We start from the raw sequence: 16,475 nt of genomic DNA on the forward strand, positions 1-16,475 counted from the left end.
GTGCGCGGTGTCGATCTGAAGATCGGGCTGGGCGTTGCCTGGAACAAGGACGACCCGACGGCGGCGAGGGACGATGTTATCGACATTGCCCGGTCGCTGGCGCGGCCGGGAAGGTGAGGGGAATGCAATGAAGCGATTTCTTGAGCTATGGGAAGCGAGGTTCAGGCTGACCTGCCGTGTTTGTCCTTCGGTTTTCCGGTCCTGCGATCCTGGCCAAGTTCACTATTTGCCTCACGCAATAAGTGTCAGCGTGTCGAAGATCTGGCGTTCCTCTTTGTTGCCTGAGCGCGAGCGCCGGCGGATGACCTTTCGGAGACAATCGATGAAACATGCGGCTGCGCTGCTGCGGGTGTTGTTTCGCCGCGTGATGATGCTGAGCAGCCGTGGCTCGAACTGTTCCTGGAGAGGAACGGTGACGACGCGATCGACGAAAGGCGGCATGCGGCTGAGGACCGCGGGCGACCAGGTGCACATGCCGGCTTCCACCAGCGTCTGCATCATCGACGACGAGTGGGCACGGACGATCTGGTGTTCTTCGATGTTGGCGCCGAAGCGCCAGAACAGATGGTCCATCAGCGCGTCGTGTCCGTCGGGCGCGTAGTTCAGCGCCCAGTTCTGGTCGAGCAAGTCGTGGATGGAACGGCTGTCCCGGCGTGAATGGTCTCGCCGCACGAGAACGGCAGTCTCGTAGGTGAGCAAGGGGTCGCTCACGAACTCGGTCACCGACGACTGCAGATAGCCCACGACGAAGTCCATGGTTCCGTCCCGCAGCAGCGGCTGCGTGATGGCCATCAAGCTTTCATAGAGTTCCAGGCGAACGGAAGGCATTTGCCTTCGGAAATCCATGATCGTTTCGGGCAGAAAACTGTGCATCACCCAGGGTGTTATACCCACGCAGAGCTTCCCCTCGGCTCGGCCGCGCATCTCGGCCAATTCGTTTTCGGCCAGATCGAGCTGGTTCAAGACCAGCCTTGCATGGGTCAGCAACGCCGACCCGAACTGCGTGAACGTCAGGCCGCTCGGTGCGCGCACCAGCAATGGCAGCTTCTGCGACGCCTCCAGTTCGCGAAGCGCACGGGTGACGGCGGCCTGGGAAATGCCAAGCGAGCGTGCCGCGGCACGGATGCTACCTGTCTCGGCACTGGCGACGAGCGCCTGGATTTGATGCAGTTTCATGGGCCAAGGTGACAACAGATCGTTGTCACCACAATAAACTATCGTCTTTTCAAGGCAACGCCATTCCGCCAAATCCACTGTCGGCGTCCTGGGGAGGAGCGGCCGGACAGAAGAGGAGTTGCCATCTTGAAAAGCCATGTCTTGCCGGAGATTGCGGCAGTCCATTCAGAAGCCGTTGCGCTTCGCCGCCGTATCCACGCCAATCCCGAGCTTGGTTTTGAAGAGTTCGCTACCAGTGAACTGGTGGCGGAGTACCTGACCCAATGCGGTTATGAGGTCACGCGCGGCCTCGGTGGCACTGGCGTCGTCGGGACGCTGCGGCGCGGGATCGGTCCATCGGTCGGTTTGCGCGCCGACATGGATGCTTTGCCGATCGAGGAAGAGACCAATCTTCCCTATTCCAGCCTCCACGCCGGCAAGATGCACGCCTGCGGCCACGATGGACACACGGCGACGTTGCTCGCAGCCGCGCGCCACATCGCCCGGACCTCGGCGATTTCCGGCACGCTTCACCTGATTTTCCAGCCGGCGGAGGAAGGCAAGGGCGGAGCGGCCCTGATGATTGAAGATGGATTGCTTGAGAGATTTCCTTGCGATGCCGTCTTTGCCTTGCACAACATGCCAGGCGTCCCGGTCGGAAAGTTCGGCTTCCTTGGCGGACCGTTCCTGGCGTCCGCCGACACGGTTACGGTTCGTATTCATGGACGCGGCGGTCATGGCGCGGTGCCGCACAAGGCAATTGACCCGATCCTTGTCTGCAGCGCGATCGTCATGGCGCTGCAAACCATCGTGTCGCGCAACGTCGACCCACAGGAAACGGCGATCATCAGCGCCGGCTCCATCCATGCGGGCGTGGTGTCCAACGTCATCCCGCAATCGGCCGAAATGATCCTGACGGTTCGCGCCCTGAAGCGCGAAATACGCGAACTCCTGGAGCAGCGCATAGCCGAAGTCGTTCACGCGCAGGCGGCGAGCTTCGGCGCATCCGCCGAGATCGACTATGTTCGCCTGTACCCGGTCTTGGTGAACTCAGCGGCCGAAACCAACCTCGCCCGTGATGTCGCGCGCGAATGGTTCGGCGAGGAGAACCTCATCGACGACCTGCGCCCCATTACCGGCAGCGAGGATTTCGCCTTCGTGCTGGAGAAATGTCCAGGGTCGTACCTCGTGACCGGCAACGGCGACAGCCTGCCTCTTCATCATCCGGGCTACGACTTCAACGACGATGTGCTCGCGGTCGGCGCCACCTACTGGGTCAAGCTTGTCGAACGCTTTCTCGCGGTCCCGGTTCGCGACGCGGTCTGAGAACAACATCTGAATCCAAACAAAAATGGGGAAATGACACATGAAGAAAATGCTCGCCATCGCATACCTGACCCTGTCGGTCGCCTCCGGCGCCGCAGCCGACGACTTCGCCGGAAAGACAATCAAGCTCGGCATCGATCCGACGTTCCCGCCGATGGAGTTCAAGACGCCGGACGGCAAGTTCGCCGGCTTCGGCGTCGATATCGCCGAGGCGCTGTGTGCTGAAATCAGGGCGAAATGCGTTTGGGTCGAGAGCAATTGGGACGGCATGATCCCGTCGCTGAAGGCTCGCAAGTTCGACGCGATCGCATCATCCATGTCGATCACACCGAAGCGTCAGGAGCAGATCGCCTTCTCCGACCCGATTTCCAACAGCCCGTCGCGGCTTCTCGCCAGGAAGGGCAGCCCACTGCAATTGACGCCAGAGTCCCTTGTGGGCAAACGCGTTGGCGTTGAGCAGGGCTCCACCCAGGAAACCTATGCCAAGGAAAAGCTACTGCCGGCTGGTGTCGACGTGGTGTCCTACCAGAATCCGGATCTTGTTAACGCCGACCTGGTCGGCGGGAGGCTCGACGCTGCCTTCGTGTCGCAGCTGTCTGCAAGCGAGGGCTTCCTGAAGCAGCCTTCGGGCAAGGACTTCGCATTCGTTGGAAAGAGCATCAGCGACCAGGAGTATTTCGGAGTCGGTGACGGCATCGGTCTGCGCAAGGACGACGTGGCCCTGCGCGACGCCTTCAACAAGGCGCTGGCGACGATCGTCGCCGATGGCACCTTCAGCAAGATCAACGACAAGTACTTCGATTTCGACATCCGCTCGAAGTAACGCGGCCACGGATGGCGGCCCGCGTCTCCGCGGTCGGCCATCCGTCCAGTCTGGGAGAAAAAACATGTTTCTCGATGGCTACGGGTCGCTGATGCTTGGCGGCACCTGGACAACGATCAAGCTCGGCCTGCTGTCGATGGCTGTGGCCCTGATCATTGGGCTCATCGGTGCCAGCGCCAAGCTTTCGCGTTCCCGGCCGCTGCGCGCGATCGCCACGGCCTACACGACATTGATCCGCAGCGTGCCGGATCTCGTCCTGATGCTGCTGCTGTTCTACAGCCTGCAGATCCTCTTGAACCGCCTGACCGACTGGATGTCAGTCGAACAGATCGACATCGATCCTTTCGCCGCCGGGATCGCAACCCTGTCCTTCATCTACGGCGCCTACTTCACCGAGACATTCCGCGCAGCTTTCCTCGCAGTGCCGCGCGGACAGATGGAAGCAGCGGTCGCCCACGGCATGGGCGCCTGGCTGGCGTTCCGCCGGATATTGTTCCCGCAAATGATGCGTTTTGCGCTCCCCGGCATCGCCAACAATTGGCAGGTCCTGATCAAGGCGACGGCATTGGTGTCGATCATTGGTCTCAACGACCTGCTGCAGGCGACGCAGGACGCCGGCAAGGCTTCCATGCAGTTCTTCTATTTCAGCGTCATCTGCGCCTTCATCTACCTCGCCATCACCACGATCTCGAACGGAGCGCTGATCCTGATGGAACGCCGTTACTCCATCGGCTTCAGGAGGGGATAACGTGATCGACATCGTACACGAGTACTGGCGGGCTTACCTCTTTACAGATGGATACAGCATCACCGGCGCCGCCATGACGCTATGGCTGCTCATCGTCTCCCTCTCAATCGGTTTCGTGCTGGCCGTGCCGCTCGCCGTCGCGCGGGCATCGGACAATCCCTGTTTGCGCGGACCGGTATGGCTCTACACCTACGTGTTTCGCGGCGTGCCGTTGTATGTGCAGCTGCTGATCATCTATTCCGGCATCTATAACCTGGAGTTTGTCCGCTCGAGCGAGCTGCTCGGCCCCTTCTTCCGCGAAGGAATCAACTGCGCCATCCTCGCCTTTGCGCTTTGCACCTGTGCCTACACGACCGAGATTTTCGCAGGCGCCATCCGGTCCATTCCACATGGACAGGTCGAGGCAGCCCGTGCCTGCGGCATGTCGGCCTTCACGCTTTACCGTCGCATCGTCATCCCGCAGGCGCTTCGCCTTGCCTTACCGGTCTATAGCAACGAGGTGGTCCTTATGCTGCATGCGACGACCCTTGCCTTTACGGTGACGGTCCCGGATATCCTGAAAGTCGCTCGCGATGTGAATTCGGCGACCTATGCCTCCTTTGAGGCATTCTCGATCGCCGCGGTTATTTACGCGGTCATCGCATTCACCCTCATCTCCCTGTTTCGCGTGGCCGAACGCCGGCTGCTTGCCTTTACGCGGGCGTAGCACCCACACCTCAGACACGAAAATTCATGCCTTACGGCGACAATGGCGCGTCAGAGGAGACGTTCGTCGCTGTTTGATGAGTTCCGAAGGAGCCAGAATGACCATCGACAGAAACACAGCAACGGACGACCGGCCGATCGCGGTAAACGTCACGAATCTTCACAAGCATTACGGTCAGCTCGAGGTATTGAAGGGCGTGTCGCTATGCGCCCGCAAGGGCGACGTCGTTTCGATGATCGGTTCTTCGGGATCGGGAAAGAGCACGTTTCTGCGTTGCATCAACTTCCTGGAGATGCCGAGTGGCGGGTCGATTGCCGTTGCGGGTGAACAGGTGAAGCTGGAACAGAAGCGCGGCCAGACGAAGCCGGTTGATCGCCGGCAACTGGAGCGCGTTCGCACCCGCCTCGGCATGGTGTTCCAGGGCTTCAATCTCTGGCAGCACATGACGGTGCTTGAAAACCTGATCGAAGCGCCGGTTCATGTACTAGGCGTCGGTAAGGCAGAGGCAACTGAACGGGCCGAAGCGCTGCTGAATCGGGTCGGCCTTTATAACAAGCGCGGCCAGTATCCGGCCTTTCTGTCGGGCGGCCAGCAACAGCGCGTGGCAATCGCCCGGGCGCTGTGCATGGAGCCGGAGGTGATGTTGTTCGACGAGCCGACATCGGCGCTCGATCCCGAATTGGTCTCCGAAGTGCTGAAGGTCATCAGGAGCCTCGCTGAAGAAGGTCGCACGATGATCCTGGTCACTCACGAAATGAAGTTCGCCCGCGAAGTGTCAAGCCACGTGATCTACCTCTACAAGGGCGTGGTCGAAGAAGAAGGCAATCCGCAGCAGGTCTTTGGCTCGCCATCCAGCGAGCGATGCCGGCAGTTTGTGTCAGCGAAGGGCAGTGCTGAGCGTGTTTGAATGAGCTGTCTGGTCGGACTGGGTACGTTCTATTCTCAAGTGCGACATGCCAATAATTTCAATGGGTTCCCCTTGGAGATTTTGAGATGCCTCGAGGTTGTTCGCAGCTGAATCTGGTTGAACTTCGGTTAGGTTCTCCAGACGGACCTACTCCGCCGGTCATGCTAACTGGTCAAGGCGCGCGCCGCGCTTCGTGCCAGGTCACGGTAATGTGTGGGATCCCTTCGCGGAAGAATACGTCCTCAACCCGGAGCCCAGTAACGTCTGCTAGTAGGGATCCAGTGCCTTCATGGGGCACGTTGAATGAGCGAGCGTGGGATCGATTCAACGAGGCGACGCGTATACGGGTGCCGCGGGTTGCTGATGACGCTCTCCGTCGGCCCCTCCTCGACGATCTCGCCTAAATAGAGGACATAAATGCGCTCGGCGATCTGGCGTACGACAGCGAGGTCGTGCGTGATGAAGAGATACGAGAGCGCGTGCTCAGCTTGCAGGCGCCTAAACAGGTTGAGCACCTGCGCCTGCACCGAGACGTCGAGAGCAGATACTGGTTCATCGCAAACGAGGATTGCCGGTTTGACCGCGAGTGCGCGTGCGATGGCTATGCGCTGGCGCTCGCCGCCCGAGAGCGACTCCGGACGGCGCGTGGCGTACGCGGCAGGCAAGCCGACATCCGCCAGCAGCGACGCGATCCGTTCCGGCGTGGCTGGGCTGGTGGCGCCCGCCGACGCCCCGAGCGCCTCGCCCAGGGCCTGCCCGACGCTGTGCCTGGGATTTAGTGTCGAATAGGGATCCTGGAAGATCATCTGAATTGCCCGCCGAATGCGCCCCCGGTCAGCCTTCGTCATGGCCGCGAAATCCGTTGCCGCGATTCCGTCGATAAGGATGTCACCGGCAGTCGGTGTTTCGAGGCCGACGAGGCAGCGCGCGAGCGTGGTCTTGCCCGAGCCAGATTCTCCGACGAGGCCGACGCTTTCTCCGGGCATGATGTGTAGCGATACGCCGTTTATCGCGCAGATCGGACGGCTCCGCCTGCCTAAGAATGTCTTGACGAGCGCGTCGACGCGAACGAGCGCCCCCGTGGTTGCTTCCCGGCGCGGCGTTATCGGCGCGAACGAGTGCGCCGCCATGCGCAGAGCGTCGAGTTCGCCCTGAATCTCTTCCTGGCGAATGCATGCTGTGAACCGGTTCGCATCGCGAGCGGCCAGGGAAGGCTTGCCGGTCCGGCAAACATTCGTCACCCAGTCGCAGCGGTCGGCGAAACCACAGCTGTCGGCAACATCGGCTGCTCGCGGCACGGAGCCCCGGATCGGGACGAGCCGAGGCATGCGAACATCGACCGGCGGTTCGGAGCGCAGAAGTCCCAAGGTGTAGGGATGGAACGGCCGACGCTCGACAGTTGCGGCGTCGCCAACTTCGAGCATGGAACCGGCATAGAGCACGTAGATCCGCCGGCAGGTCGAGAACGCGAGCCGCAGGTTATGGGTGATGAGAATGAGGCTCATGTGTCGCTCGCGCTGGACACGGCGCAGGAGCTTGATGATCTCCGCCTGCGTCGTTGCGTCGAGCGCCGTTGAGGGCTCATCGGCAATGAGCAGGTCCGGGTCGCGAGCAAGAGCGGCGGCAAGTGCGACGCGCTGGCACATGCCCCCTGACAGCTGGAACGGCATGCGGCGAGCTACGTCCTCGTCGACTATGCCGACTTCTGCGAGGCGTCTTTTCACCTCCTGCGCTCTTGCGGCCCGCGAGACGAACTCGGGCCGGTCACGCAGCATCTCGTCAACGTGGTCACCGCTTCGCATGAGCGGATTCAGCATTGTGAACGGATTCTGCATAAGCATCGACACGCGAGACCCGCGGATCTTTCGGAATTCGCGCTCGGCAAGCCGCATCAGGGGAATACCGTCGAGGGTAACAGCGCCTGTCGCAACTATGCCAGGCGGCAGTAGGCCGGCGATTGCGCGTGCCATGAGCGATTTTCCGGAACCGGATTCACCGACGATCGCAATGGCATCGCCCCGCTCCACCACGATGTCCAAGGGCGTCGTAATGGGTACCGCACCGTGTGCGATCGCCAGCCCCTCGACCGTGAGGAGCGGACCTTCCTGACCTGCGCGCGCCACGACCGTTTTCACTTTGCAAACCGCTCGTACAGCCAGTCACCGATAAGGTTCATGCTGACGGCGGTAAGGATGATCATCACTGCGGGCAGGAGCAACGCAACCGGATTGGAGAAGAGGATACTGCGGTTCTCGAAGAGCATCCGACCCCAGTCAGGGGTTCCAGGCTCAACGCCGAGGCCGAGGAACGACAGCCCGGCGAGATTGACCAGCGCGAAGGCAAAGTCGAGGACTACATACGCGAGGATGATAGGCGCGATGTTCGGGAGGATGTGCACGAACAGGATACGCGTCCTCGAGATGCCGAGGGTGCGCGCGGCGTCTATGTAAGGAAGCGGTCGCTGCTCGAGAACCGCGCTGCGCACAATGCGCGTATCAGGGGCGGAGAAAAGGACGGCCAGGACGAGGACGGCGGTCCAGTATCCGCCCCCCACCACGCCAACGACAACAATCGCCACAAGCGGCCCCGGCAACGCGAACATGAAATCCACCCAGCGCATGATCGCAGAATCGACCAGACCGCCGAGATAGCCCGAAAGAAGGCCAAGCAGGGTCGCGATCGCGAAAGCCCCGGCGGCAACAACAACTGGGCCGACCAAGGCAGTTCTCGCACCGTAGATCACGCGCGACAGGACATCGCGGCCTAGCAGATCCGTCCCAGCAACGTGGACTGGGGAAGGCGGCGTGTCGCCGACGCCGAGACGCTGGAGGAAGGGCGAATCGGGGGCAATCTTTTCCCCAAGGATGGCGCAGATCACCATTGCAGTGACAATCAGCGCAGCAATCAGAATGACGATGGGAACGCGCCTTCGTGTCTCGCTGATGGCTGGGGCGCTCATGACTCAACTCTGCCGAAACGGATGCGCGGGTCGACCAGTGTATAGATCACGTCGACCGCAAGGTTGACCAGCACGACGAAGGCAGAGAAAAGCAGGGTGGTCCCTTGGATCGTCGGAATGTCGCGCTTCTGGATCGCATCGATAGTCAAGGCGCCGAGACCTGGCAAAGAAAAGGTGACCTCGACGTAGATCGCGCCGGCCACGATGCCGACGACAATGAGCCCTGCTGCCGTAACCACGGGAATGAGGGAGTTCCTGAGCACGTAGGCAAAAAAAATGCGACGCGAACTCAACCCTCGCGCCCGCGCAAACGTGACGTAGTCTCGGGCCAGTTCCTCAATCATTGCCGCACGCGTGATCTTGATGACGATCGCCATGACCGAGGTCGCAAGCGCAAATGCGGGAAGCGTCAGATGCCAGGCACGATCGAGGATACCCTCTCCCGGACCGAATACCGGGAACCAGTGCAACAGAACACCGAAGACGTAGAGAAGGAAGATGCCGGTGACGAAGGCGGGAGAGCTGATGCCGAAAACACCGAAGATGACGATCGCTCGGTCGAGCCGCGTACCACAGCGGAAGGCGGCAACCGCACCGAGCAGGATACCGATGCCGAGAACAAGAGTAGTGCTCATCAAACTGAGGATGATGGTGACGCCGAGCCGGTCCGCAATGGTGCTCGTCACCGCCCGGTTACCCTGGATGGAGACGCCGAGGTCGCCACGGATCACCTGCGACAGCCACTTCCCATATTGAACGAGGAACGGATCGTCCAAATGGTAACGCGCGCGGACAACTGCGAGCGTTGCCGGGTCTGAAGCGCGCGCGCCAAGCAGGGAGCTCGCCGGATCGCCGGGTGCGATGTGAACGAGAGCGAAGACGCCGAAGGAGATCATAAGGAGGAGTGGGATCGTCACGGCGAGCCGTCGCATGACGAAGACGACGAGACTCGAGCCGCCACCGGGTCGATCTGTGATAGCGGTCGAACCAGTCGACGGTGCGGCGCCAAGCATCGAGCCGGTACTCCCGTTCGCGCACACCATGGCCTACGCGGAAAGACGACTCGCTCCGAAGGAGCGCCGCACATGGTTCCCGCCCCGGCCGAGCGGGGTGCATCGGTTCCTGTATCAATGGACTATATGTCTGCGTTGTCAGCTTGTCGAGCCGAGTAACTGGCTGGCACCGCGCAGGCTCTGCAGCGAAAACGTCGCCGAACGCCCGGCGATCGCTCTATCTCAGACCGAAACCGCGCATCGCCCACGGAATGTTGTACCAGAAGGCGGTGTAGCCGGAGAGCTTGTACTTTTTGTTGATGGCCATTGCCGAGGCAGGCCAGAGGATCGGCACAACGGCGACTTCGTTGTTGGCGATCTTGAAGACTTCTTTCAAAGCATCGGCGCGCGCCCCCGGGTTGGGGTTCTCGTTGGCTTTCGTCAATTGCGCATCGACTTCGGGGTTCTTGAAGTTCGACCCGTTCATACCGCCCTTCTGAGCATTCGCACTTGAGAAGAAGAGCGAGGGGTAGTTGGCCGGGTCGGCGAAGTCCGGATAGTAAGCCATGATCCGCATGCCTAGCTTGTCGTGGTTGATGTAGTTCGTGAACCAAGTGTTGTTGTCGGTCTCCTGGACGCGAGCGCGAATACCGATCTGCTTCAGGTTCTCGGTCACCGACTGCATGATGTTGACCATGTAGGGATCGGCGGTCGATGCTTCGATGGTGACGTCAAAACCGTCCGGATACCTGGACTGTGCGAGTTCGGCCTTTGCCATTTTCAGGTCGAACGCATAGTTCGGCGATAGCGTAGCGTAGAATGCGCGAACTTCGTCGGAGGGCAACACTCCCGACCAGATTTCGGGCGGGTTCAATGCCGTCGCTGCCTCGCCTTTGCCATTGAGAAGCGCCTCGACCAGGCCTTTCCGATCCACCGAATAGGCAACGGCACGACGCACGTGGATATCGTCGAACGGCGGCGCCGAATGGTCCAGAGTCAGCAAGTATACGCCGAGTGACGGCTCGTCGACGACATCGACCTTTTCTAGCGCTTCCCACTGATCGACGTCGGAGATGGCGAGATCGAAGGTGCCGTCGATCGCACCTTGTTGCATGGCGAGAAGCCGAGCCGTTCGGTCTGGGATCGCCTTCAAGGTGATCCGTTTGACGACTGGCTTCGGTCCCCAGTAGTCGTCGCGCGCCTCGAGGAGGACATGATCTGCCGGAACGAATTCAACAAGCTTGTAGGCGCCAGTCCCCAGCGGCAGCACCTCGGGCGTTCCGATCCTCTTGTCCGCGAGCTGTTCCTTCTTGAACACGAAACCCGCCATATGGGCGGGCGTAAAGGCGAACTGCACGTTCGGTGCCTTCAGGTTGACGGTCACCTCATCAGGAGCGCTCGCCTCGACCGTCGCCACCGAATTGTAGAAAGAAGCCAGTTGTGAGCCTGAATCCGGGCTCATGTGATATCTGAACGTGGCGACAACGTCGTCAGCGGTGAGCGGACTTCCGTCGCCGAACTTGACGCCGCCTCGCAGGTGATACTTTATCGTCGTCGGATTGACCACCTCCCACCTGTCGGCCAAAGCGGCTTCAAGACCGAGATCGTTGCCAAAGGCTAGCGGTCCCTCCTGGACGAGCGACATGATCGCGCCCGTATAGGTCATCCAGGCATGCGGAATGAAAAGCGTATCGGGGATGCTAGGCAGAGCCCACGTGATCGATTCAATCTGCTCGTCTGCCTTTGCCGAAGGCGCCATCGTGAAGGTTCCCACGATGGAGACGAAGGCGGCATGCGTCATTCCAGCGACTAAAATGCCACGCCGTGTCACCCCGATTGCCATTTGCCCCTCCCTTGGTGAAATCCTGACGCACAGGCTGGCCCAGTATTGCGCAATCCGCAGTCAATGTCGCTTGTGCAAAGGAAGTAGCCGTTCGCCATTGCACGGCCGTGTCCGATTTTGGCGAGGGCGAACTGACGGGCTCTCGCATTCCGAAACATAGCACAGGAAGGCTTCCGGTCTGTCCGACGAGGCGGCCGCTTCTTTCAGCCACGCGAGCGGCTGGAGCGCCGAGGAAACAGGTGCTAGCATGCCCGAGACCCAGAACAGATTGAAGGCCCACATGGAGTTCATCCCGGACCCCATGGCAAGCTTCAAAACCCGCGCCAAGCCGACACGGCGCGAGCTGGAGGCATGGCGGTGATCAGACGACCGAGCCAAAGTCTTACCGGAGCCGAGGGCATTGCGACGGCCGGGCCTGAGCCGCGGCGAAAACCGGCGGAGGACGTTCGGAAGACGATAACAATTCTTGTCGCCGACATCGTAGATTCGTCACGCCTTAGCCTCACCCTCGATGCGGAGGCGCTCCGGCACCTTCTCGCGCGCTACTTTGACGAGATGACCTCTATCATCCAGCGTTACGGTGGAGTCGTGGAGCGATACGTCGGTGACGAGATCATGGCCGTGTTTGGAGTGCCGACGCTTCACGAGGATGACGCCCTGCGGGCCGCAACGGCCGCTGTCGAGATGCGCGACACACTTGCGACGCTCAACCAAGAGTTTGAAGCGGATTGGGGCGTTCAGCTGGCTCATCGGATTGGCCTCAACACCGGTGAGGTCTTTACGGGCATCGACAGACAGGGACATCGATTTCTTGCCGGTGAAGCTCTGCGCGTTGCAAAGCGCCTCCAGGAGGCAGCGACGGTCAACGAGATCCTGATCGGAGAAGCAACCCACAAGCTTGTTCGCCACGCCGTTGTTGTGGAGTCAGGCAGCCCGCGCGAGGGCAAGCACGGCGAGACGTTCCCTGCCATCATCGTGGCAAGCATCATCGCCAGTGCCACCGGCTTCCAACGCCGTTTCGAGACTCCGTTCGTCGGACGCAAGCGCCAGCGTGCGATGATCAGCACCATATTTGGTGACTTGGCCAGCAACAGAGCCTGCCACCTGTTGACTGTCCTGGGCGAGGCCGGCGTGGGGAAATCGCGGCTTGTCTCGGAAGTCGCGGGAAACCTTCCGGGCGAGATGCTTGTCGCGCACGGCCGATGTCTGCCCTACGGCGACGGCATTACCTATTGGCCGCTTGCAGACATCGTCCGGGAGGTCACGCGCGTTGGGGGCGACGACCCCGGCGAGCAGTCCGTCGCGGCGATTGCGGAAATCCTCGGCGGAGTCGACAAGGCCAAAATCATCGCCGAACGGATAGCGGAATTGCTTGGGTTCGGCGAGGGCGACCCAGGCACCCGCGAAGAGACTTTCTGGGCCGTCCGGCGGCTTTTCGAGATGTACGCACGAGAACGCCCGCTGGTGATCGTGGTGGAAGACCTCCACTGGGCCGAGCCGACATTCCTGGACTTCATCGAGCATCTTGTGGATTTCTCCCACGGTTTCCCAATAGTGATTGTCGGCACTGCACGACCAGAATTGCTCGATACGCGGCCCGATTGGGGACGCAAGAAGCCGAATGCGACGACGATCGCGCTTGACCCGCTGAGTGAAGCGGAATCCCGCGACATGATCTTGAACCTGCTCGACCGACTCCCGCTATCACCCGCGGTGGAGTTGATGATCACGAGCGCCGTCGGCGGTAACCCGCTGTTTGCGGAAGAGCTCGTGGCAATGCTCGTTGATGAAGACCTGCTTAGACGCAACGAGGACTGCTGGGTCGCCCGTCCCGACCTTTCCCAACTGCCGGTCCCCTCGACAATTAACGCGCTTCTCGCCGCCCGCCTCGAGAGTCTCCCGCCCCTCGAGCGCGCTATCCTGACGGCCGCAGCGGTCGAAGGCGCTGTATTCCATCGGAGCGCCGTCGCCGAGCTCGCCGGCCCCGTGCCCGAGACACTCGAGGACGGCTTGCTCGCACTCGTCCACCGGGATCTAATTCGCCCGGAGGCACCGTCGTTCGTCGACGAGAAGGCCTATCGCTTTCGTCACGTCCTGATCCGCGACGCCGCGTATGGCTCACTGCCGAAGAACGTGCGCGCCGACTTGCACGAACGTTTCGCCACCTGGCTCGAGCTAACAGCCAAGGACCGGCTGCGCGAGTTCGAGGAGATTGTCGGCTACCACCTCGAACAGGTCTTTCAGTACCGTGTCGCGCTCGGCCCGCGCGACGCGCACGCGGCCTCGCTTGCCGCCCGGGCATGCGAGCGGCTCGAGGCAGCCGGGCGGCGAGCGCTCGTTCGCAGTGACCTGCCGGCGGCGATCAGCCTGCTCAATCGGGTTTCCCGACTGCTTCCCACAGATGATCCACGGCGGATCGCGCTGCTCGCTGAGCTGAGTGGTGCGCTGATCGAAAGCGGCCGGCTAGATGATGCTGGGTGCGCGCTCGACGAGGCGGACTCGCTGGCTTCCAAGGCCGACGACCAGCGACTGGCAGCGCACGTGCTCGTCCAGCGGCAGTTCCTCCGCCTTCTCCTGGGCGAAGAGGGCGGGCTGGAGAAGGCAGCAGACGCGGCGGCCGAAGTGATCCCGATCTTTGAGGGCTTCGGGGACGACCTCGGCCTGTGCCGCGCACGGCGGCTCGAAGCGTGGCTATTGTTTAACGGCGCTCGCGGCGAGGCGGCTGCGGCTGCGTGGGAGCGCGCGGCGACCCATGCGCAACGAGCAGGGGATCAGCATGAATACTGCGAGATTCTTACGTGGGTCGCGTCCTCCCTATGGTTTGGGCCTATCGCGGCCGCCGAGGGAATTCGTCGTTGCGAGGCGATGCGCGCGGAGGTAGGCGAAAGCCTCGAGTCCGAGGCAGCGATCCTCCGCCAACTCGCATGCCTTAATGCGATTGCCGGTCACTTCCCGATCGCTCGCAGGCTGATCGCAACGAGCAACGCCATCTACGCCGATCTCGGCCTCACGCTCTACGTGGCGTCTTCCGAGCACGAGGCCGTCGTAGAGCTGCTCGCCGGGAATCCGGCTGCGGCCGAGGAGAGCGCGCGAGCGGCGTATCGCGCGCTCGAGGAGATGGGCGAGCGCGCGTTCCGTTCGACTATGGCAGCGACCCTCGCCTTGGTGGTTCTCGAACAAGGACGCGACGGGGAGGCCGAAGCCCTTGCTGAGGTTAGCGCCCGGTTGGGTGCGCGTGGCGACCTACTGACGCAGATCCGATGGCGCCGCGTGCGCGCACGCGTGCTCGCGCGGCGGGATGAGATCGAGGCGGCGGAGACGCTCGCGCGCGAAGCATTGACGATTGCCGAAGCGACCGACTTCGTGAACGAGCGAGCGGACGCACTGGTCGACCTCTCGCACGTGCTCGAGGCGTCCTGCCGATGCGACGAGGCGGTCGCTGCTGCGTGTGAAGCGGTGCATCTCTACGAGCTTAAGGGAAACGTGGTCGCCGCGGCCGCGAACCGCGTCCGCTTGAGAAAAATCGGCAAGACGTGACACCGTGGAACGTCGCCGCGGTTCACGTTCCTTCGGCCGCGCCGATTTCCTCTTCGATCCAGGACAGAACCGGCTCACCTGCCGCGAACGGGGCGCGCAATAGTCGCAGGAAGCTCAGAGGCTCATCGCAAAGAACACGTGAGATCACCCGGCCTGAGTGGAGCACGCCGGGTTTCGCATTACCGCCGTCACGCAAAAGCTGGGCCGCCTGGTGCGGCTCCCCCAGGGCGCCGGCACCAGCATAACGAACTCAACCACACAGCCTCGCCAATAGGCCACGTTGCGTGTGTGGTGCATTTGGAAAGGTTATGCCACCCACGAAACGTACGGCGGAGCTGAAAGCTGCCTTGGGTCGCTTCAACCGAGTAATCCTGACCACCACCGCCCTGAGCCGCCGGTTATTCTTTTGGCTGAACACCAAAGACCTTTTCCACAGGTTCCCCCTTGTTCTTGTTTATTTCCTCAAGCTGGACGTTGGCTCTTTCAATGGCGTCCTCCACCGACTGCTTCATGCCCTCAAGGAGACGGATCTGTGCCTTAAAACGATCAATAAAATCTTGGTCGATGTCCATTTCATCCTCCATCTGCTCCTCGCTCGACGGCTACCGAGAACGGCTATTGCAGAATGACAACCTCAAACCACCAATTGTATTCATAAGCCCCTCCACTATTGCGTGAAGCCAGGAGCGAGATCCCCAATGCCGGTCCGGGCTGGAAGGTACCATTAACCCACCCGGGCACGTCCGCAGTCCAGCGAGTATAAGGCGGCTGCCCCCAACCTGACCAACCTGAACCGTGGTTGGTGCTTTGACTAGGCCCCGGCAAGTCACTCCCAGCGCCGAAGCCGCCCCCTTGCATAACCCAGGCCTCGATCCACCTGGGAGCAAAGCCTTGGCTGAGGTTATCGATCGGACCCTTGGGCCACTCGACCCGGCCGGATTTAAGAGTCTGAATAGGATCCCAATTGCCTGGCATGACATATCTCCAATCGTAACGGGGCAACTTGCCCGGTTTCATGAGCAAGAGATCAAACGGCTCGTTGACAATGTCGTTCGCGCGAAATGAGCCGGATCCTGCACTGGAAGTAAGTAGGCTAGAGAAACGTTGTTGCTGTTCAGAATGACTGGACTGAGAAGCAAAAAGACTAACCTGCAAGGCAGCGCATCATCTGTCCCCAAGGAACCGACGCCGAAACGATGTTACGCCAAAAGGTAAATTAGTAAAGACAAATACAACCCTTGCCCCGGCTGCCAAGGCGCTCCTGGATCAAGCCCGCACATATTCCACGGGAGCGCGGGCAAAGGCAGCTCATCAATGCGAATTCAGGCGAGTCCTTCAGGGCGCCGCTTCCTTTTCCCCTGCCTGATCGGCCGAATGACAAGGGCGGTCGCCGCAATCCCATGTCTAAATGTCATCAGGGGCGGAGGCTCGTCGTTCCTCGAGGCGGAATAGCGTGATCAGGCACCGTCAAGTGCACCG

12 protein-coding genes and 1 pseudogene are annotated in these 16,475 nt (G+C 61.2%); 7 read left to right on the forward strand and 6 right to left on the reverse strand.

Annotated elements, in window-relative coordinates:
- Nucleotides 1-117: pseudogene (locus C1A35_RS36925) on the forward strand (LysR family transcriptional regulator); the annotation flags it as partial.
- 114 nt (nucleotides 118-231) lie between these two features.
- Here C1A35_RS36925 and C1A35_RS34420 read toward each other — a convergent pair.
- Nucleotides 232-1,254, reverse strand: coding sequence for a LysR family transcriptional regulator (locus tag C1A35_RS34420; protein ID WP_199773105.1), 1,023 nt, complete (start codon nucleotides 1,252-1,254; stop codon nucleotides 232-234).
- 48 nt (nucleotides 1,255-1,302) lie between these two features.
- On the opposite strand from C1A35_RS34420, the gene C1A35_RS34425 reads away from it, so the two are divergent.
- From C1A35_RS34425 to C1A35_RS34445, 5 genes are all read left to right on the forward strand, one after another.
- Nucleotides 1,303-2,481, forward strand: coding sequence for a M20 aminoacylase family protein (locus C1A35_RS34425; protein ID WP_234823120.1), 1,179 nt, complete (start codon nucleotides 1,303-1,305; stop codon nucleotides 2,479-2,481).
- Nucleotides 2,482-2,521: 40 nt separating this feature from the next.
- A complete protein-coding gene (locus tag C1A35_RS34430) occupies nucleotides 2,522-3,304 on the forward strand; it encodes an ABC transporter substrate-binding protein (RefSeq protein ID WP_104668721.1) in 783 nt (260 codons plus the stop codon).
- 64 nt (nucleotides 3,305-3,368) lie between these two features.
- Complete coding sequence (locus C1A35_RS34435) at nucleotides 3,369-4,052, forward strand: ABC transporter permease (RefSeq protein ID WP_104668722.1); 684 nt, start codon at nucleotides 3,369-3,371, stop codon at nucleotides 4,050-4,052.
- A 1-nt stretch (nucleotide 4,053) separates the two neighbouring features.
- A complete protein-coding gene (locus tag C1A35_RS34440) occupies nucleotides 4,054-4,758 on the forward strand; it encodes an ABC transporter permease (protein WP_104668723.1) in 705 nt (234 codons plus the stop codon).
- Between the two features lie 97 nt (nucleotides 4,759-4,855).
- The gene (locus C1A35_RS34445; protein WP_104668724.1) at nucleotides 4,856-5,665 is read left to right on the forward strand and encodes an ABC transporter ATP-binding protein; all 810 of its coding nucleotides are present in this window, start codon (nucleotides 4,856-4,858) and stop codon (nucleotides 5,663-5,665) included.
- A gap of 287 nt (nucleotides 5,666-5,952) precedes the next feature.
- Here the strand turns inward: C1A35_RS34445 and C1A35_RS34450 are convergent, their stop codons facing one another.
- From C1A35_RS34450 to C1A35_RS34465, 4 genes are all read right to left on the reverse strand, one after another.
- A complete protein-coding gene (locus C1A35_RS34450) occupies nucleotides 5,953-7,800 on the reverse strand; it encodes an ABC transporter ATP-binding protein (RefSeq protein ID WP_199773106.1) in 1,848 nt (615 codons plus the stop codon).
- The gene (locus C1A35_RS34455) at nucleotides 7,797-8,624 is read right to left on the reverse strand and encodes an ABC transporter permease (protein WP_104668726.1); all 828 of its coding nucleotides are present in this window, start codon (nucleotides 8,622-8,624) and stop codon (nucleotides 7,797-7,799) included. Before C1A35_RS34455 ends, C1A35_RS34450 begins: the two co-directional genes overlap by 4 nt.
- Nucleotides 8,621-9,637: an ABC transporter permease gene (locus tag C1A35_RS34460; protein ID WP_104668727.1), complete on the reverse strand. Its 1,017-nt coding sequence runs from the start codon at nucleotides 9,635-9,637 to the stop codon at nucleotides 8,621-8,623. Before C1A35_RS34460 ends, C1A35_RS34455 begins: the two co-directional genes overlap by 4 nt.
- Nucleotides 9,638-9,854: 217 nt before the next feature.
- Nucleotides 9,855-11,459 carry an ABC transporter substrate-binding protein gene (locus tag C1A35_RS34465; protein WP_104668728.1) on the reverse strand — a complete coding sequence of 535 codons (1,605 nt, stop codon included), beginning with the start codon at nucleotides 11,457-11,459 and terminating at the stop codon, nucleotides 9,855-9,857.
- A 351-nt stretch (nucleotides 11,460-11,810) separates the two neighbouring features.
- Here C1A35_RS34465 and C1A35_RS34470 point away from each other — a divergent pair, with 351 nt between their 5' ends.
- Complete coding sequence (locus tag C1A35_RS34470) at nucleotides 11,811-14,996, forward strand: ATP-binding protein (protein WP_104668729.1); 3,186 nt, start codon at nucleotides 11,811-11,813, stop codon at nucleotides 14,994-14,996.
- Nucleotides 14,997-15,394: 398 nt separating this feature from the next.
- Here C1A35_RS34470 and C1A35_RS34475 read toward each other — a convergent pair whose 3' ends face one another.
- Nucleotides 15,395-15,568, reverse strand: a complete 174-nt coding sequence (locus tag C1A35_RS34475) for a hypothetical protein (protein WP_158665261.1) — start codon at nucleotides 15,566-15,568, stop codon at nucleotides 15,395-15,397.
- Nucleotides 15,569-16,475: the final 907 nt, after the last annotated feature.

Source organism: Ensifer adhaerens (assembly GCF_002940685.1).
GTDB classification, from domain to species: Bacteria; Pseudomonadota; Alphaproteobacteria; order Rhizobiales; family Rhizobiaceae; genus Ensifer; species Ensifer adhaerens_E.

What these genes read in the sequence shown, in the direction of transcription:
- C1A35_RS34445 (WP_104668724.1), top strand. Translation starts at nt 4,856, where the DNA reads ATGACCATCGACAGAAACACAGCAACGGACGACCGGCCGATCGCGGTA.
- C1A35_RS34465 (WP_104668728.1), bottom strand. Translation starts at nt 11,459, where the DNA reads ATGGCAATCGGGGTGACACGGCGTGGCATTTTAGTCGCTGGAATGACG.
- C1A35_RS34430 (WP_104668721.1), top strand. Translation starts at nt 2,522, where the DNA reads ATGAAGAAAATGCTCGCCATCGCATACCTGACCCTGTCGGTCGCCTCC.
- C1A35_RS34460 (WP_104668727.1), bottom strand. Translation starts at nt 9,637, where the DNA reads ATGCTTGGCGCCGCACCGTCGACTGGTTCGACCGCTATCACAGATCGA.
- C1A35_RS34475 (WP_158665261.1), bottom strand. Translation starts at nt 15,568, where the DNA reads ATGGACATCGACCAAGATTTTATTGATCGTTTTAAGGCACAGATCCGT.
- C1A35_RS34455 (WP_104668726.1), bottom strand. Translation starts at nt 8,624, where the DNA reads ATGAGCGCCCCAGCCATCAGCGAGACACGAAGGCGCGTTCCCATCGTC.
- C1A35_RS34435 (WP_104668722.1), top strand. Translation starts at nt 3,369, where the DNA reads ATGTTTCTCGATGGCTACGGGTCGCTGATGCTTGGCGGCACCTGGACA.
- C1A35_RS34470 (WP_104668729.1), top strand. Translation starts at nt 11,811, where the DNA reads ATGGCGGTGATCAGACGACCGAGCCAAAGTCTTACCGGAGCCGAGGGC.